This is a genomic window from Streptomyces sp. NPDC051217 (assembly GCF_044455465.1).
Taxonomy (GTDB): domain Bacteria; phylum Actinomycetota; class Actinomycetes; order Streptomycetales; family Streptomycetaceae; genus Streptomyces.
Genome location: NZ_JBITEV010000017.1, coordinates 146445 through 164130, shown reverse-complemented (window position 1 = coordinate 164130; position 17686 = coordinate 146445). Strand labels below are relative to the sequence as shown.

The 17686-nt window shown below is 71.7% G+C and carries 16 protein-coding genes; 6 read left to right on the top strand and 10 right to left on the bottom strand.

Annotated features, from left to right (window positions below; genetic code table 11):
* Nucleotides 1-156: 156 nt before the first annotated feature.
* The 3 genes from ACIBBB_RS30705 to ACIBBB_RS30695 all read right to left on the bottom strand — a co-directional run bounded on the left by ACIBBB_RS30705 (nt 157) and on the right by ACIBBB_RS30695 (nt 3207).
* The gene (locus ACIBBB_RS30705) at nt 157-879 is read right to left on the bottom strand and encodes a chitinase (protein WP_398987742.1); all 723 of its coding nucleotides are present in this window, start codon (nt 877-879) and stop codon (nt 157-159) included.
* A 217-nt stretch (nt 880-1096) separates the two neighbouring features.
* The gene (locus ACIBBB_RS30700) at nt 1097-1615 is read right to left on the bottom strand and encodes a lytic polysaccharide monooxygenase auxiliary activity family 9 protein (RefSeq protein WP_398987740.1); all 519 of its coding nucleotides are present in this window, start codon (nt 1613-1615) and stop codon (nt 1097-1099) included.
* A gap of 353 nt (nt 1616-1968) precedes the next feature.
* On the bottom strand, nt 1969-3207 hold the full coding sequence (locus ACIBBB_RS30695) for a hypothetical protein (RefSeq protein ID WP_398987738.1): 1239 nt from the start codon (nt 3205-3207) through the stop codon (nt 1969-1971).
* Between the two features lie 332 nt (nt 3208-3539).
* Here ACIBBB_RS30695 and ACIBBB_RS30690 point away from each other — a divergent pair, with 332 nt between their 5' ends.
* On the top strand, nt 3540-4598 hold the full coding sequence (locus ACIBBB_RS30690) for a glutathione S-transferase family protein (protein ID WP_398987736.1): 1059 nt from the start codon (nt 3540-3542) through the stop codon (nt 4596-4598).
* Nucleotides 4599-4699: 101 nt separating this feature from the next.
* On the opposite strand, the gene ACIBBB_RS30685 is transcribed toward ACIBBB_RS30690, so the two are convergent.
* The 3 genes from ACIBBB_RS30685 to ACIBBB_RS30675 form a co-directional block, all read right to left on the bottom strand.
* The gene (locus ACIBBB_RS30685) at nt 4700-5422 is read right to left on the bottom strand and encodes a Clp protease N-terminal domain-containing protein (RefSeq protein WP_398987734.1); all 723 of its coding nucleotides are present in this window, start codon (nt 5420-5422) and stop codon (nt 4700-4702) included.
* Between the two features lie 101 nt (nt 5423-5523).
* On the bottom strand, nt 5524-5967 hold the full coding sequence (locus ACIBBB_RS30680; protein ID WP_398987732.1) for a hypothetical protein: 444 nt from the start codon (nt 5965-5967) through the stop codon (nt 5524-5526).
* A gap of 66 nt (nt 5968-6033) precedes the next feature.
* Nucleotides 6034-6810: an SDR family NAD(P)-dependent oxidoreductase gene (locus tag ACIBBB_RS30675; protein WP_398987730.1), complete on the bottom strand. Its 777-nt coding sequence runs from the start codon at nt 6808-6810 to the stop codon at nt 6034-6036.
* 116 nt (nt 6811-6926) lie between these two features.
* On the opposite strand from ACIBBB_RS30675, the gene ACIBBB_RS30670 reads away from it, so the two are divergent.
* Nucleotides 6927-7547, top strand: coding sequence for a TetR/AcrR family transcriptional regulator (locus ACIBBB_RS30670; RefSeq protein WP_398987728.1), 621 nt, complete (start codon nt 6927-6929; stop codon nt 7545-7547).
* A gap of 3 nt (nt 7548-7550) precedes the next feature.
* On the opposite strand, the gene ACIBBB_RS30665 is transcribed toward ACIBBB_RS30670, so the two are convergent.
* Nucleotides 7551-7688 carry a hypothetical protein gene (locus ACIBBB_RS30665; protein WP_398987726.1) on the bottom strand — a complete coding sequence of 46 codons (138 nt, stop codon included), beginning with the start codon at nt 7686-7688 and terminating at the stop codon, nt 7551-7553.
* A 50-nt stretch (nt 7689-7738) separates the two neighbouring features.
* Nucleotides 7739-8956 (bottom strand): Cmx/CmrA family chloramphenicol efflux MFS transporter, encoded by a 1218-nt coding sequence (locus tag ACIBBB_RS30660; RefSeq protein ID WP_398987724.1) that lies wholly within the window; start codon nt 8954-8956, stop codon nt 7739-7741.
* Nucleotides 8957-9606: 650 nt separating this feature from the next.
* On the opposite strand from ACIBBB_RS30660, the gene ACIBBB_RS30655 reads away from it, so the two are divergent.
* From ACIBBB_RS30655 to ACIBBB_RS30640, 4 genes are all read left to right on the top strand, one after another.
* Nucleotides 9607-9774 (top strand): hypothetical protein, encoded by a 168-nt coding sequence (locus ACIBBB_RS30655; RefSeq protein ID WP_398987722.1) that lies wholly within the window; start codon nt 9607-9609, stop codon nt 9772-9774.
* Between the two features lie 150 nt (nt 9775-9924).
* Nucleotides 9925-10296, top strand: coding sequence for a DUF952 domain-containing protein (locus ACIBBB_RS30650; RefSeq protein ID WP_398987720.1), 372 nt, complete (start codon nt 9925-9927; stop codon nt 10294-10296).
* 87 nt (nt 10297-10383) lie between these two features.
* On the top strand, nt 10384-14757 hold the full coding sequence (locus tag ACIBBB_RS30645) for a HEAT repeat domain-containing protein (protein ID WP_398987718.1): 4374 nt from the start codon (nt 10384-10386) through the stop codon (nt 14755-14757).
* The gene (locus tag ACIBBB_RS30640; RefSeq protein WP_398987717.1) at nt 14754-15293 is read left to right on the top strand and encodes an AAA family ATPase; all 540 of its coding nucleotides are present in this window, start codon (nt 14754-14756) and stop codon (nt 15291-15293) included. Before ACIBBB_RS30645 ends, ACIBBB_RS30640 begins: the two co-directional genes overlap by 4 nt.
* 212 nt (nt 15294-15505) lie before the next feature.
* Here ACIBBB_RS30640 and ACIBBB_RS30635 read toward each other — a convergent pair whose 3' ends face one another.
* Both ACIBBB_RS30635 and manD read right to left on the bottom strand, forming a co-directional pair.
* Nucleotides 15506-16345: an alpha/beta fold hydrolase gene (locus ACIBBB_RS30635; protein ID WP_398987715.1), complete on the bottom strand. Its 840-nt coding sequence runs from the start codon at nt 16343-16345 to the stop codon at nt 15506-15508.
* Nucleotides 16346-16417: 72 nt separating this feature from the next.
* A complete protein-coding gene (gene manD / locus ACIBBB_RS30630; protein WP_398987713.1) occupies nt 16418-17659 on the bottom strand; it encodes a D-mannonate dehydratase ManD in 1242 nt (413 codons plus the stop codon).
* Nucleotides 17660-17686: the final 27 nt, after the last annotated feature.

Below are 17686 nucleotides of genomic sequence, written 5' to 3'. Positions count from 1 at the left end.
ACCCAACCCCCCCCCCCGCCCCCCCCGCGGGCCGGCCGGGGGCCCGGGCCGGGGGGGGGGGGCGGCCCGCCCGGGGGGCGCCCCCCCCCCCCCGGGGGGGGGGGGCCCCCCCCCCCCCGGGGGGCCCCACCCCTCGTCCGCGTCCCGAGGGCCGCGTCAGCAGCTGAGGTTGCCACCCGTTTCCACACCGAGAACTCCGGTGAATTGGGTGTACTTGTCAATACGGCTCTGCACCTGGGCGGGGTTTCCGCCGTTGCATTCGATACTGCCGTTGATGCTGCGGATGGTCTCACCGAATCCGGCGCCGTTCACCATCGCGTTGTGCGGGGTCATCGTGCCGGGACCGCTCTGGGTGTTCCAGTACCAGAGGCCGGTCTTCCAGGCCACGGCGGAATCGTTCTGCACGAGGTCGGGGTTGTTGAGCAGATCGATGCCCAACGCGTCGCCCGCCGCCTTGTAGTTGAAGTTCCAGCTGAGCTGGATCGGTCCGCGGCCGTAATACTTGTCGGTGCCGGCCGGGCAGCCGTAAGGCTGTGAAGCGTCGCAGTAGTGCGGGTAGTTGGCGGTGTTCTGCTCGACCACATGGACAAGTCCACCGGTCTCGTGACTGACGTTCGCCAGGAATGCCGCGGCCTCCTGCTTACGTACGGTGTCACTGCCCGTTCCCGTGAATCCCGGGTACGCGCTCAGCGCGGCGTTCAGCCCGCCGTAGGTGTAGAAGGGATTCTTGTTCGGGAACATCTGGTTGAACTGCGACTCGCTGACGATGAAGTCGGCGGCGTCCTTCTCCGCGGCGGACGAGAGAGGGGCGAGCGACGTCAGGGAGAGAGCGGCGGCCGACGCGGTCGCGGCGAACAGGCCGATAAGGCGCTTGCGCAAGGGATTCACTCCTTGGAAGGGCCTCGGGAACATGCCGCGGCCCTGGTGTGTGGGGGGTTGGTCGAGCGGCACCGGTGAGCCCCTTCTCGCAGATCAGGGGCTCACCGGCGCGGGGATCGGGCACCGTCCGGCACAGGGAGGGGCACCGGGCGAACGCTCGGCGGTCAGCGCTTCTTCGGCGGAGGGATCGTGGTTACCGGCTCCGCGGGAGAGTTCGTCAGCCGCCGATGTTCACGTCGATGCACGCGTAGAACGCGTTCGTGGTGTCCGCGATGTTCCAGACCGCGAGAATCTCCTGCTTGCCCGACAGACCGCCGAAGTTGACGTTGTGGGTGACCGTCGCTCCGGGCTGCGCGCCGCCGTCGTTGAATTCCGCGACCTTCTGACCGGCGACGAAGTACTGCCAGGTGCTGGTGGCGTGCCGCGCGGTGATCTTCCAGTTGAAGTTCTGGCTGGAGCCGATCGGGGTCACCGCCCAGCCCTTGCCGTCGTCGTCCAGTTCGCTGAAGCGGGAATTCCCGCCGCTGCAACTGGTCAGGCCCTTGGGGCCTTCCACGCTCTGGGGCTCGTACTTGATGTCACCGCAGCTGACGGTTCCGGCGGCACACTGGGCCTGCCTGCTCGGCGGGTCGGAGATATAACCGTGGGCGCTCGCGGAACCCGCGGGAAGGCTTATCGCGACGATCGGCGCAATCACCGCACCGAGGGCGACGGCCATCTTCCTCTTCGAATGCATGCGTACTCCTTCACATCAGGTCTTCCCGTGCCGTACCGGTCCGTGGGGGGACATGAGTACGGTGCGGGCGGGCCTCTCAGGTGTGGGGCCAAGAGGCGCGAAGGGCGGTGGTGGGCGGCCTTTCCCGAAGGCACTCAATGGCGCGTGCATTCGGCAAAGGTCTTTACCACTTGGCCTAGACCATACAGGCCGCCGCGTTGACGTCAAGAGGCCTGTATGAACGATCAGTTGGACCTTGGTACGGCACGGTCACCGGCCGGTCGGGCGGGTGAAGGAGCGTCGCGACGCGACCGTCCCCCGCTCGTGGTCGGTGACAGACCGCGAACGGGGGACGGGGTGTGAGGTGGGGATTCTCAGGCGTCGTAGGGGCTGCCCGACGCCGGCGCCGACCGCCGCGGTGAGCGCCGCGCGGTCCTCTCCGTCGTCTTCTGTCGGAGCGTCAGGGCAAGGCCCGCGAGCGTCAGGGGGACCCCGGCGCAGCCCACCGCCACGAGACTCGACCGGCCGAAGTCCGCGCCCGGACCGCTCTGGAGCAGATCCATGGCGCCGAGGCTCGACAGGGTGTGAGCCGCGATGATCCCGACCGCCGTTGTTGCGCTCGCCGCCCAGATCCGGGCGGTGTCGGCCACCGCGAGCCACACGCCGAACATCAGGCAGAGCACGGTGACGACGAGGGAGACGGCGTCCGCGTACCCGCCGGACCGAACACCGGCGAAGTCCGTCGGCAGATGGATCGCACCGCACGCGAGCAGCGCGACGGCGGCGAACCAGCGCAGCGGGGAACGGAGGGGGGATCGCGGGGCGGAGGGAGCCGTACGGTTCCGGGGCCGGCGACCGGCCGGCGGGGCGAGGCGCGGCACCTCGGCCGGCGGACCGGCGGGAGCGCTCGTCCACGGCGCGACGTGCTCGGGCTCGGCGCGGCGAGGGGTGCGGGCCATGGGGTCGACGAGGCCGGCCGGGGTGTCTCGTTCGCGGAGGCCGGGACGCTCGCGGCGGCCATTGCCGCCGTCGCGGTCGTCGGGCCCGGCGGGACGGGCGTACGCGTCGTGCCGGTTCTGGTCGGGCCGGGCTTTTTCGTCGGACCGGGTCCCGTCGTCGGACCGTGCGCCCCCGCCGGGCCGCCCGAACAGTGTGGGCGCCGGCTTCCGGCGGCCCGTGGTCCGGTGGGCTCTCGCGAAGGGCGGCTCGTTCTCCTGGGTGCCGAGATACGCGACCAGTTGCGCCACTTCCTCGACCGGCCGGCCGACGGCCGCGGCGCGCAGCGTCGTGTCGGCCTCGTCGAACTCGTGCGGCGGCTCGTTCAGCATGGCGACGAGCTGCATGACCTCGTCTATCGGACGCGCCACGGCGGCGACCCGAAGGGCCTCGTCACCGGGGTTGGGCACCTCACTCGTCCGCTTGAGCAGCATCACCAGCGCTGCGACCTCCTCCAGCGGCCGGTAGGTGGCGGCCGTCCAGAGCAGCGTGCGTATGGGCTCCTCGCCGGACTCCGTGACCGGGTCCCGCGATCCGGCGGGCCTGTCGGCGTCCGGGTGGGGCAGTTCCTCGTAGTGGGGGTCGTTGTTGGTGGGGGTGGTGGGGTCGAGCGGCATGGCGCGGCTCCCTTGTGTCGACTTTCACGGGTGGGCACACACCGTGTTGGTCACGTTGCGTGATCGGCACGCACGCGTTGCTACAACAAACCCACATCTGCCCTTCTTGCGCCATCCGGGGCGTAGTTATGTGCGGCATAAGAGGGTCCCCCGCCCCGCACACGCCCCCGGGCGGTCCCGGACGGTGACTGTTCCCGTACGCCGGCGGTGCCCGCACGTGTGTTTCCGCGCATGCTGGACAGCGTGGAACAGTGTGTGGGGAGAGCGGCCGGCCGACGGTCCAGGTCCGGCCCAGGGCTCTCCTCAGGAGGCCCGACCGGGGAAGGACGGCCATGAGCGACGCAACCGGCGCCACGGAAGCCAGGGGCACGGACGCCAAAGGCAGGGAAGGGAACGCGGCGTACGGCAGGAAGCCCTTCAGGCGTTCCAGGAGTCACTTCGCCGACCGCATCACCGCCGACGGCCGGGACGGCTGGCCGGTGGAGGCGGGCCGCTACCGGCTGGTGGTGAGCCGCGCGTGCCCCTGGGCGAGCCGCGCGCTCGTCTCACGGCGGCTGCTCGGCCTGGAGGACGCGCTCCCGGTCGCCATCGCCGACCCGATCCAGGACGAGCGCAGTTGGCGCTTCACCCTCGATCCCGACGACCGGGACCCCGTGCTGGGCATCCGCTTCCTCAGCGAGGCGTACGACGCGCGCGAGACGGACTACCCCGGTGGTGTCAGCGTGCCGGCGATCGTGGACGTACCGAGCGGGAAGCTCGTCACCAACGACTACCAGCGGATCACGCTCGACCTCGCGACCGAGTGGACGGCGCTGCACCGCCCCGGCGCGCCCGACCTGTATCCCGAGCCGCTGCGGGACGAGATCGACGAGGTGATGGAGGGCATCTACCTGGACGTCAACAACGGTGTGTACCGGGCCGGTTTCGCGGCGAAGCAGGGTGACTACGAGCGCGCGTACCGCGATGTCTTCCGCCGGCTCGACCTGGTGTCGGAGCGGCTGGCCGGTCAGCGGTATCTGGTGGGGGACACCATCACCGAAGCCGACATCAGGCTCTTCACCACGCTGGTCCGCTTCGACGCCGTCTACCACGGGCACTTCAAGTGCAATCGCAACAAACTGACCGAGGACCCGGTGCTCCAGGCATACGTCAAGGACCTCTATCAGACGCCGGGCTTCGGTGACACGGTCGACTTCGACCACATCAAGCGGCACTACTACATGGTGCACACCGGCGTGAATCCCACCGGCATCGTCCCGTTGGGACCTGATCTCTCCGGCTGGCTGACACCGCACCACCGCGAGGAGCTCGGTGGCCGCCCCTTCGGGGACGGTACCCCGCCCGGTCCGGTGCCGGCGGACGAGGAAGTCCCGGCGGCCGGACGGCCCTGAGGGTTACGCCGCCGGCCCCGGCGCGCTCGCGAGGAGGCGCGCCGGGGCCGGGACGTACCGCCCGGGAATGCCGGGCGGGAACAGCCGGTACGGAATTCGGATCAAGCGTCTTCCTGTGCCGCGACGATCGCGGTGAGCGCCTCGGCGACATAGGACTCGGTGGCCGGCTTGTCGATGCCGAGCCCACTGAGCACCCCCTTGCCGTCCTCCTGTTCGAGCAGGGCGAGCAGGATGTGCTCGGTCCCGATGTAGTTGTGCCCCAGGCGCAGGGCCTCGCGGAAGGTGAGTTCCAGCGCCTTCTTCCCGCCCGCGTCGTACGGAATGAGGTCGGGCACCTCCGCGACGGCCGGGGGCAGGACGGCCTCGACCGCCTCGCGCAGGGCTTCCGCGGTCACGCCCTGCGCGAAGACGGCCAGGGCACCGATTCCCTTGGGTTCGCTCAGCAGACCGAGTGCGAGGTGCTCCGGCCGGATCTGGTCGTTGCCGGCGGCGCGGGACTCCTCCTGGGAGGCCATCACCACCTTCCGGGCCCGGTCGGTGAAGCGGCTGAACCCCTGGCTGGCGTCGAGTTCGGTCCCCTCGTCCTGGGCCTTCGCGACGAACCGCTTCTGGGCGGCCTGCCGGGTGACCCCCATGCTGCGGCCGATGTCCGTCCAGGAGGCACCGGAACGTCGTGCCTGGTCCACGAAGTGACCGATCAGGTGATCTGCCACGTCGCCGAGATGATCCGCGGCGATGACCGCGTCGGAAAGCTGGTCGAGAGCGTCGGTGTGAACCTTCTTGATGGCGTCGATCAGATCGTCGAGCCGGATGGGATGCGTCATGTGTCAACGGTAGGTTGACAGTGCTTGAGTGTCAACTCGATGTTGACATGTGGTCGGCCGGGCGTCTCGCCCGTAGGTGCTCCATGGTTGCTCCGCGGGTGCTACGAGCCGTCCGGCTCGCCGGTGAGCCGGCGTGCGGCCGCCACCTCGTCCGCGTCCCAGCCCCAGTGCCCGGCGCTCGGTCCCTGTGCCTGCTCGTCGATCCACCGGTTGTGCGCCTCCCAGGCCGCCTGCTTGCTGGTGCCCAGGGCCGCGCCGATCTGGGACCAGGAGGCGCCCGCCCGGCGGGCGGACCGTACGGAGAGCTGTCGCCCGTATCCGGCCTTGCGGGCGATCGCCTCGCCGAGGGCGAGCATCTCCAGGGACTCGGCGCGCGTGAGCGCGTCGGTGTCCGGGTGGTCGGAGGGATTTGAGGGATTGGGGGAGTCGGGGGAGTCGTCCTCGTCGGCCGGGGACGCGAGGGTGTCGCGGGTCCGCAGTGCGTCGTGGCGCGCGACGGCGCCGGGGAGTGTGAACTCGCGTTCGAGTTCGTCAGGTGTGGGCATGGGAACCACCCTTCCGTCAGGCAGGCTTGACGTCAAGCCTGCCTGACGGAAGCGCCGAACAGGAGCTCATGCGGCGGAGATGACCGCCACCCCGACCCGACCCCCGTCGACGTCGATCACCGTGCCGTGCACGAACGAGGCCTCGTCCCCGGCGAGATATACGGCGGCGTGGGCCACGGCGTCCGGCATGCCTATGGCTCCGGCGGGCGTGCCGTTCATCATGGTGGCGGCCGGATGCGGCCCGGTGCCGCCCGGCTCGGGGGCGCGCACCACTCCGGGTGAGATGCCGTTGACGCGCACCCCGCGCGAGCCGAACTCGGCCGACCAGGCGCGCGTCAGGGTCTCCAGCGCCCCCTTGGTGGCCGCGTACCCGCTGCCCACCGGGATGCCGAGGCGCGCCACCCACGACCCGAGGTTGATGACGGCGCCGCCGCCCGCCTCCGCCATGGCGGGAGCGATCGCGGCGGTGAGGAAGAACGGCGCCTTCACGTTCACCGCGTACACCAGGTCGAGGTCCGCCTCGGTGGTGTCCGGCGTGCTCGCACCGCCCGTGGTGACGCCGACGTTGTTGACCAGGATGTCGATCCGCCCGCCGAGCGCGCGCGTCGCCTCCTCCGCGAGCGTACGGCTCGCCCGGGACGTTCCGTCGAGATCGGCGGCGACGAAGTCGGCGCGTCCGCCGGCCGACCTGATCTCCTCGACAACCTCGGCTCCGCGCTCCGCGCTGCGGCCGGAGACGACGACATGCGCGCCCTCGGCGGCGACGGCGACGGCGATCGCCCGGCCGATGTTGCTGGTGGATCCCGTGACGAGAGCCGTCTTGTTCTGCAGACGTGTGCCCATGATGGTGCGCTTCTCTCCTGCGAAAGTCGGACCGGGCCAGACTGGGACTGGACCGCTTGGTCCACAACGTAACACGAGAAATGGACCGCACGGTCCAGACTTGGTAGGCTCCGCGTGTGCTGACAGCCAGGGGAGCCCGTACCAGACAGCGGATCGTGGAAGGCGCGGCCAGCCTGCTGCGGGAGCGGGGCGTCGCCAACGTCAATCTGGACGACATCAGGGCGGCGACCGCGACCAGCAAGAGCCAGCTCTTCCACTACTTTCCGGCCGGCAAGTCCGACCTGCTGCTCGCCGTGGCCGAGTACGAGGCCGAGCAGGTGCTGGAGGACCAGCAGCCGATGCTCGGCGAGCTGTCGTCCTGGGACGCGTGGGACGCCTGGCACCGGCGGATCATCGAGAAGTACGACGCGCAGCGGCAGCGCTGCCCGCTCTCGGCGCTGACCTCCCAGCTCGGCATGGCGGACCCGGCGACGCGGACCATCGTCACCGGCCTGTACGACCGATGGCACGCCCATCTCGCCACCGGGGTACGGGCGCTCAAGGACGCGGGAGAGATCGACGCGTCCGTCGACGCCGACGAGTCGGCGACCGCGATCCTGACCGCCGTGTCGGGCGGTGCGGGGATGCTGATGGCGACCGACCGGATCGACTACCTGGAAGTGGCGCTCGCCCAGGCCCTCGAAGGACTCCGACGACGCCCGGCCCCGGCCCCGGCCCCGCGCCCGCCGTCCCGCTGACCGTCATTTGTTCAGCGATATAGCGGGCACGCTCCCCTTCGCCCAGCCGTCCAGGACCGTCAGATCGAGCCGGTCCAGACGCTCGGGGTCGTTGAGGATGTCGATCGAAACGATCCTTCCCCTGGAGACCGTGAACGCCATGACCGAGATCGGCTGCCCGTCCGTCGCCCTGCGGGCGGACGACGCACCTTTCACCGCACGCCCTGGCTCTTCATCGCGACCGCAGCTCTCGTGAGGTGTGGCGAGCAGACGAGACGCGTGACACCGGCCGTGATCAGAGCGAGAGCCATCAGCGCCGCGCTCACCCACACCGGTGACCGGAAACCGAGGCCCGCGTCGATGGTGAGCCCGCCGAGCCAGGGACCGGCCGCCGCACCTATGTTGAAGGCCGCCGTCGCGAAGGAACCGGCCAGGGTCGGTGCGCCGGGGGCCAGTTGGAACACCTGGGAGATCATCGCCGAGCCGGTGCCGAACGCGAGCATCCCCTGGACGAGGACAAGCGCGACCACCGCCACCGGACTCACCGCGCCCAGCGCGAGCGCGACCCAGCCGAACGCGAGAGACACCATGCCGGCCAGGACGAACGTGCTTCGCCGCGCGTCGGCGACGCGGCCGGAAACGGTGACACCGACGAGCGAACCCACACCGAACAGCGCCAGCAGCGCGGGCACCCATCCGTCGCCGAGCCCGGTGACGCGGGTGGCCAGCGGTTCGAGATAGGAGAAGGCGCCGAACGTCGCACCCTGGACGAGCGCCATCGTCAGCAGCGTGAGCAGCACGCGCCGGCCGGTGAGAGAGCGCAACTCGGCCCGTACGCTGGGAGTTTCGGTGCCCGTGACCGAGGAACTCGTGGTCGTCGCGGGCCGGTCGTCCGGCACCGAGACCACGATCGCGACGAGCGCCGGCAGCGATACGAGAGCCACCGCCCAGAACGCGGCCCGCCACCCCAGGTGCTCACCCAGCACCGCCCCCGCGGGCACGCCCACCACACACGCGACGGTGACACCGCCGACCACGACCGACGTGGCGCGCGCCCGCGCCGCCGGCTCGGCCATCGCGATCGCGGCGACCAGGGCGACCGCCCAGAATCCCGCGTTGGCCAGCGCCCCGACGATCCGGGTCGCGAGCAGCACCTCGTAACTGGGCGTGACGGCACCGACGACATGCGCGGCCACGAAGACGGCCAGGAAGATCAGCAGCGCGCGGCGGCGTGGCCACGTACGGCTGAAGAGCGCCATCAACGGCGCGCCGATCACCATCCCCACGGCGAACGCCGAGGTCAGGAGGCCGGCGGCGGGGATGGACACATGCAGATCCTCGGCGATGCCCGAGACGAGCCCGGACAGCATGAACTCGGAGGTGCCCTGGGCGAAGACGGCGAGCCCGAGCACGTAGACAGCGAATGGCATGGAGAAACCTCATGGAAGGCAGGTGAGTTGACGGTCTGTCGGATAGCGCGGGGGAGGTGGGCCGCGCCCGTACGGCGGCATGACGGTGTGTCACGGCGCCGGGCAACGCGGGGGAGATCCGCCGACCGCCGGGCAGACCCGTTTGGTTCACCGACGGGCGGCCAGGACGGACCGGACGGGATCGGAAGACGCTGGAACGCGGAACTCGGCGAGTGCCGACGTTCGGAGGCGGCCCACACGTCGGTGGACCGGGGGGCGACAGCCGTACCGAGCGCGCACCCACGACTCACACGGTCGTACGGCGTCAACTCGACAGCGGATCAGCCACCGGGCGACCGGTGGCTAGAGTCTGTCTGCCTCGGGGCTGGTCATGATCGGCAAACTACCAGCCGCGCCTCGCGCTCTCCACCCCATCAACGATGTGCGGGGTACGGCGGCGGGCCACTACCTCCACCGGCATGGAAGAACGACCCGCCGGCATCGAGGACTCCGACGTACGACCGAGCGACGGTGGTCCGTGACCGTGGCCGATCTGACGGGGAAGAGCTGGTACGGGGAGGGGGCAGAGGCCTCCCGCCGCGTCCTGCGGGACGCGATGGACACCGCCGTAGCCCCGCGGGACACGGAATCCGCACGGACTGGACTTCGTCGTGGCGCCGGCGCGAACCGCCGACGGCGAGACGGTACGGGGGCTGGGGGCCGGGCGCGCGGTCAGCGCGTTCCCCCTCGTGTCCGGCACGCCCGGCCACTTCGACGACACCGAACATGCCTGGCAGGCACTGACCGGCACGGTGGAGAGCTTCGCGGCCGGGGCGTAGCCACGCCCGGACCGGCTCCACGCCTCTCCGCCACCCGCCCGGCACCGGTCGCGGGCCGTACAGTCGTGGCCTGCCCTGCGCGGATGGTCCGTTCCGGTGAGTGCGGCGGTGCGGACGTGCCGGCCTTGTCCGGGCGGCTATAACCACCTCATGCTCTATCACTTCGCGGTGCTGGAAAACTGGCTGGCCGATCCGGACCGGCCCTACGCGCCGCCGTCATTGGCCCGCGACGGTTCTGTCCACTGCTCCCCGACCGAGGAGGCGGTGCTCATGGCCGTCGCGCGCTTCAACCAGGACACGGCGGGAGTCGTCCTGGCCATCGACGAGACCAGGGTCGACGTCCCTGTCGACCGGGTGGCACCGCCTGCCCAGTCACCACTCGCCCAGCGCTCCGGATTCCGCATGGCCCGGCTGAGAGGACCCCTCAACCGAGACGCCGTGGTCCAGGTCATGGACATCGTCCGCGGTCAGGACGGCGAGGGCTGGGCGCTGGTCGCGCGGGACGGCTCCGCCACGCGCTGAGGGCGGCGGCCGGCGTCGGGGCTCGTTCCCGGCGCCGGCCGAATCTCCCTGGTGGGGCGATCGACGCGGCACCTAGGATCGATCGCGATGACCCCAGTGGACGCAGCCTTCGACGACGCGCTCCGGCGGGCAGACGCGCGTCGGCTGTCCGTGCTGGTGGACGCGGCGCTCTGCCCGCCCGACGTCTTCGAGCGGCTCCTCGGGCACGAGGACGCGTCCGTACGGTCGCTGGGGCTGGCGCTCCTCGCAGAGCGCGCCGCCCGAGGTGAACCTGCCGAACTCGGTGCTCTGCTGCCCACGGCACTGTCGGCCGCCGGAGCCTGGGCGGCGGAGGACGCGCTCGTCCTGGCGGAGCTGTACGCGCGGCTCGGGCCGCACGTGCCGAAGCCGTACGCCGTCGCGGGGCGCGCTCCGGAGTGGCGTACGGCCGGCCTCCCCGTACGCGTACAGATCGCCTGGCTGCGCGCCGAGATCGCCAACGATCCGGCCACTGTTCGCAGAGAGCCCGCGGGCGAGCTGCTCTACCAGGCCGTACGCGAGACGGGCACAGCCGGAGTCCACCGGCCACGGCAACTGGTCGCCGAGCTGCTGGACAGCGGCGATCCGGTGCTGATCGGCGAGTCGCTGAGACTGGCCAGGGAAGGTCTGCACGCCGGAGTCCTGTCTGCCGCGCTGGTACGGGCCCATCTGTATCGCCTGCTCGACATGGACGCGGCGGCCGGGACCGTCGCCGGCGCGCTGGCCGAACTCGCCCAGCCCTGGGCGGTGTTGGAGCCCCTGCCACCCGGTCCTGTATCCGCCGTGTCGGCCCTGCTGACCGCCGCCGAAGCGACCGTACGACCCGAGGTGGCCGAAGCCGCGCTCACCACACTCGCCCGGTACGGCCACGGCGGCGTACTGCGGCAGGCTGTCGACGACCCCGACCTGCCGCCCCGGCTGCGACGCCGCGCCCTGGAACTGCTCGGCCCACTCGCGACACGCGACGACATCGGCGGGCTGACGGCAGTCGCGACGCGCGACCCGCTGCTCTTCGGCGAGCCCGCCGTCGCCTGCCTGCGCGAGCTGCACCGGCGGGGACACTTCGTCACCGGCGCCGACGTCCCCGCCGTGATCGCACTCGCGCTGGCCGACCACGCCGTCGCACCGCGCGATGTCGCCACCATCCTGTTCACCCGCCGACACGACATGCTCCGGCTGTTGACCGACGCCCCGGCCGACGATCCGCACTGGCCGCGCCGCCTCGCGCTGCTGGTCGTCCTGGCCGGACAGGGCATGGGCGAGCCCGGTGAAGACCCGGTCGGCGACGCCATCACCCGTGCGCTGGGACTCACTTCGACCCAGCGGCCCTTCCTCGACGCGCTGCGCGCGCTGCGGCACACAGCGGCCGAAGAGGCCGTGCTGACACAGCTTGAGACCGAGCCCGCAGCCGCTCTCGACACTCTGGAGGCGATCGGGGGACGGTGGACCGTCGCCGCGTTGCGCGACGGACTCGGCCTCACGGCGGCGGACGGCGAGAGCGTCGTCGCACCCCACCTGCGCGCCGTACGCCACCGGGCACTTGAGCTGCTCTGGCAGCTCACCGAGGACGCGGTGGAGCGCCGGGACCTCCTCGTACGTCTCGACCCCGCCGACCTGCCCGCGCGGATCGCCGCCGATCTCGGCGGTCCCGACGAGGGCGAACTGGCGCTGCTGGCGGCCCGCGTGGACCGGGCCGACCCGGTGACGGCCCTGCGCGGACTCGCCGCCCACGGCGGCGCGAGTACGATCCCGGTCATCGCCGTCCTGCTCCTGGACGTGGTGGCCGAACTGGCACTGGGTGAGCGCATGCTGGCCGGGCGCCGCAACGCGCCGGCCGCCGGCGAGACACTCGTGCCTGGCGAAGTCCTCGACGCCATAAGAGACTTGGGTCGACGGCTCCATGCCCGGCGCAGGATCCGGCCGATCTGTCTGCTCGACGCCACCGACGCCGACGCGGCCGGCAACGCGCTCGCCGCGACCATCGTTCTCGACCTGCTCGACCGCCCCGGGCCGAGCCCCGGGCCGACCGACGACGAGCGGGTGATCCTCCTCGAACTGCTGACGAGGATCCCGTATCCGCACACCCGGCCCCGCGTGCACCGGCTGCTCCGCCATCGGAGCCCCCACGTGCGCAAACACGTCATCGCGCTGCTCGCCCAGGACACCGACGGCGACGACGCGCAGGCGCTCTCGGCGAGCCTCATCACCCTGACGACCGCAGACGACATCCAGACCGTACGGCAGGCGCTGCTCGCCCTCGGCCACGCACGCGCTCGCTGGGCGTCGGGCGCGATCGCCGCCTGTCTCGACCACCCGAACATGAACGTCAAGAAGACCGCGGCGGCAGTGCTGGCACAGACGGGCACGGCGGTCGCGGTGCCTCAGCTCCTCAAGTGGCTTGCCCAGCACGACAATCCGGGACTCAGGACCGCACTCGTCGAGGCGCTGCGCTCCATCCTCGGTGCCGCCTACGAGGCGACACTGCGCGCCGCTCTGGACCGTGCGGAGGAGCCGCGCGCCCGCCGGTCGCTGGGTGAGCGCCTCGCCGAGTGCCGCGAGGGCGGGGCGGCGCTCTCCGACATCGACGCGCTGACGACCGGCGGCTGGCAGCCCGCCGTCGCGCTGCGGATCGCCGGACGTCGGGAACTGCCCGCGCGTCACACGCTGCACGGGCTGCGGCCGACGCACGCCAACTGGCTCGCCCTTGCCGACTCGCTGCCGGACTCGATGTCCGACACGCGGGTGCGACTGGTCCGGGTGGCGGTCGGAATCCGACCGGGCCGGCTGTCCGACGACGAACGGACGACCTACGCGAGGTTCGTCGGGCTCCTGCTCATGTGCCTTACGGACAAGGGGGCTTCGGGTGACGACCGGCGGGACGTCGTGTCCGTGCTCGAAGAGCTGGCCCCCACACTGCCGACGGTGGAGAAGCGAGCGGTCCTCGCGACCGTACGCGCGCTGCCCGGCACGGCGCCCGCGCCGACGCCGCGCCTCCTGCGCGGCTGCGGCGCCGTGCTGGTGCGCGCCGACCTGGACCGGGCGCTCGCCGCGACGGCCACCGCGCGGGCCGAGGGAGCCGTACTTCGCGAGGCGTTCGGGATCCCGGACGCCTCGCCCTCCCTGCCCGGCTCCCGTGCGCGGCTTGCCGCGTTGGCCGACTCGTATCCGACGGCCGACCCCGCGACCCGGTCCGCTCTGCTCGACCGGATGACGGCACTCCAGCCACTGGACGCGCCGCCCTGGACCCTCGCGGAGACCGGCGTCGACGCTTCGACCACGCGGAGACCGGACCGGACGGTGCGCGCGGACGATCTGGACCAGCCGCGTTCGGCGGCCCTGCGCGCGCGTCTGCTGGACATGCTCGGCGCGCCCGACCCCGACCGGCGTCGCACGGCCGCTCTCGCGCTGCTCAAGTGGCCCGATCCCGAGGTCCGTTCGGCGGTTCTGCGCACGTACCTCCACGGTCGCGTCGACGTCGAGATCCCGGCCGGCGGCGTATCGGTGGAAGCGCTCGCCGCGCTGCTGCGGGAGACGGAGCCGGGCAGCGGGGAGATCCGGAACGAGCGGCTGGCCCGCGTGGTCGTACGCCTCGACCCGTCCGCGCTGGAACCGCTCGTGCCCCTGCTCCTGGAGCGCTGGCAGCGGGCCCCGGAGGCGGTTCGTCCCGTCCTGGCCGCCGTGCCGGCGGATACGCTCGCCGTGATCCTCGGCGACCGCGTGATGGCGGGCGCGTGGGGGTTCCTGGACCTGCTCGCCGGTCGTACGCTGCTCCGCACCCCTGAGCTCACAGAGATCTGCCGCCGCCTGCGCGCCGAGGGCCGGGGCCGGGTCGCCGACACCCTTGTCCTGGTCGAAGGACCGCTGCTCGACCCGGCCGCCGAACGTCAACACACGGACGCACGAGCGCGGTTGACGGAGCGGACAGCGACCGGCGCCCCTTCCCGCCAGGAGCTGCTGCACCTGGCCCGTACCGGGGGCCCCGACCAGATACGCCGGGCGCTCACCCGCCTGGCCGAGGAACACTCCGGCCCTGCAACCCCCGGCGACTCCGAACTGCGCACCCTGATAGGCGAGTTGCTGCATCACCCCCGGCCTCGTGTCCGCCTGCACGCCCACCGGACCTCCCGAGCGCTGTTCGACCGGGCGACGTACCTGGACCACACGTCGGAGCTGCTGAACGATCCGCGGCCTGACGTGGTGCGCTCGGCCGTCCGCACCCTCACCCACGCGGGCTGGGAGCCCGCCGTCCCGGCGATCGTCGCCCTGCTCGGCCATTCCCACCCGGCCGTACGCGGCGCGGCGGCCGACGGTCTCCAGCGCCTGGGCCGGCGGGTGATCCCCGCGCTCCGGCACACGGCCGACCACGCGCGGCCCGACAGGCGGTCCCTCTACACGTCCTTGCTCGACCGGATCACGGCAATCGAAGAGGAGAGAACAACATGATCGTCTGGGTGAACGGTTCCTTCGGCGCGGGCAAGACGACACTGGTCGCCGAGCTGCACAGCCGTTGGCCCGACGCGCTGGTGTACGACCCGGAGCAGGTCGGTCTCCTCCTGCGCGACATCGTGGACGTCCCGACCGGGGACTTCCAGGATCTTCCCCTGTGGCGAAGCCAGTTGGTCTCGGTGGCGCTGGGTCTGCTCAAGGAGTACGAGCGGCCGATTCTGGTGCCGATGACGCTCGTGCACCCGCTCTATGTGAGCGAGGTCTTCGGCGGGCTGGCCGCCGCCGGGGTCACCATGCACCACTTCTTCCTCAAGGTTCCGGCAGACGTGCTGGAGCGTCGCCTGAGGGCCCGGGTGGTCGCACCGGATGACCCGGAGAGCCAGGCCGCCGGTCTCGCGTGGGTCATGGAGAGGATGGTGCGCTGCGTGGCGGCGGCGGACACCATGCCCGCCGGGACCGTCTTCCTGGACGGCGAGCGGCCGACGGCGGAGCTGGCGGACGACCTGCTGAAGCAGGTCGGCGTCGCGATCTGACACGCCTCGATCCGATACCGGTATGCGGCCCGGTGGCTGACATCCCCATCCGACGCGGTGCGTCCGCGATCCGCTGTCGCGCGCCGCCGATGCCATGAGTCTGAGTGGGTCCGGCACGGTGCGGGAAAGGCCGTACCGGTGCGGGAAAGGCCGTACCGGTCCCGGACGCCGCACCGGACGCGCACGGCGCGCGGCACGCGCCCGCCGGGACCTCAGGTCAGGAACGCCGCCGTCGCCGCCACGAACCGCTCGGGATCGTCGCGCCACGGGAAGTGGCCCGCGCCCGGCTGGACGACGAGTTCGGCCTTCGGGAACAGGTCGGCGAACTCGGTCACGACGACCGGAGGGGCTCCCGGATCGACCCCGCCCGCGAGCAGCAGCACCGGCCGCTCGAACCGGCCGAGCGCCTCGCGCGTGGACTCCGGGTCGAAAGCGCCCTCTCCGGCGAAGACGCCCGCGGCCTCGTCGTTGCGCTGCGCCTCCCCGGCGCTCTCGTAGGCCCGCGCCTCCTCGTCCCAACGGCCGTACGAGAAGGGCGTGATGGCCCCCCAGGTGTCGGCGGTCGCACGCCCCTCGGTGATCGCCTCCAACGCCGCGTACGCCTCGGGGAACCACGGCTCGTCGTGACGGGGCCGCACCGTCTCGCGGCGCACCTCGCCCGGGATCGGGATACCGACCGCCCAGACACTCGGTGTGATCAGCGCGAGCCTGCCGACGCGTTCCGGGTGGCGGCCCACGTAGAGCGCCGCCAGATTCGCGCCGCTGGAGTGACCCAGCAGATCCATCCGGTCGAGGCCGAGATGCTCGCGCAGCGCCTCCACGTCGTCCACGAGCCGGTCGCACCGGTACGACGCGGAGTCCGCCGGAACGGCGGATCCGCCCGTGCCACGAGGATCCGGCATGATCAGCCGCCGGTGCGCCGAGAGGCCGCCCAGCTCGCCGAGGTAGTGGCAGGACTGCATCGGCCCGCCGGGCAGGCAGACCAGGGGAGGGCCCTCGCCGAACACGTGGTAGGCGAGCTGTGTGGTGTCAGGCGCGGAGTAGGTAGGCATCGCGGAGACCCTGTCAGCGGCGCCGGCCGGCGGCAACCGGGTTTCGCGGCCGGGGGGCGCCGGGCACCGCGCTCACCAGTCGTGCACCGTGCCGTCCAGCAGCCGGTTCACCGGCAGATACGCGGGGGAGTACGGGAATCGGGCGGCAGCCTCCAGGTCCAGCTCGACACCGAGGCCCGGCGCCTCCGAAGGATTCAGCAGTCCGCCGTCGAAGGTGTACGAGGGGCGGAAGACCTCCAGTGTGTCGGTCGAGTGCCGGGTGTACTCCTGGATACCGAAATTGTGGATCGCCACGTCGAGATGGATCGCGGCCGCCGTACCCACCGGAGAGATGTCGGCCGGCCCGTGGAGCCCCGACTTGGCACCGTGGACCGCCGCCAGATCGAGGAGTTTGCGCATCGCCGTGATGCCTCCGGCATGGGTGACCGCCGAGCGTACGTAATCGATCAGCCGCTCACCGAGCAGCGTCGTGTAGTCGTTGACGTGATTGAAGACCTCGCCGACGGCGAGCGGGGTCGTGGTGTGCTGCCGTACGAGCCGCAGCGCGGCCTGGTCCTCCGCCGGCGTGCAGTCCTCCAGCCAGAACAGGTCATAGGGCTCAAGGGACTTGCCGAGCCGCGCGGCCTCGATCGGGGTCATCCGGTGGTGGCCGTCGTGGAGCAGGGGGAGCTCGGGGCCGAACTCGTGGCGCACGGCCTCGAAGACCGTCGGGATGTGCCGGAGGTATGCGGCCGTGTCCCACACCTCCTCGAACGGCAGCGGGTGGTCGCCCGCCGCCCCGTTCCCGCCGCCGGTGCGGAGCCCGGCCCCCGTCGCGGCGTCGCCGCCGTCCACCCCGTACACGGCGTCCAGGCCCGGCACGCCGCTCTGGATCCGGACCGCGCGGTAGCCCTGCGCCAGAACGGCGCGCACGGAGTCCAGCAGCTCGGGGACGTCGCGGCCGGCCGCATGCCCGTACGCCAGCGCCCCGTGCCGGCTGCGCCCGCCGAGCAGCTGGTAGAGCGGCATGCCCGCGGTCTTCGCCTTGATGTCCCACAGGGCCATGTCGACGGCGGCGACCGCGGTCATGGTGACCGGGCCGCGCCGCCAGTAGGCGCCCCGGTAGAGGTACTGCCAGGTGTCCTCGATCGCGCCCGCGTCACGGCCGAGCAGGAGGGGGGTGATGTGCTCACGCAGGTAGGCGTCGACGGCAAGCTCGCGGCCGTTGAGGGTGGCGTCGCCGAGCCCGACGACGCCCTCGGACGTGGTCACGCGCAAGGTCACGAAGTTGCGACCGGGGCTGGTGACGACGGTTTCGACGGACTGGATCTTCATGGGCGGGGCTCTCCTCGGACGACGAAC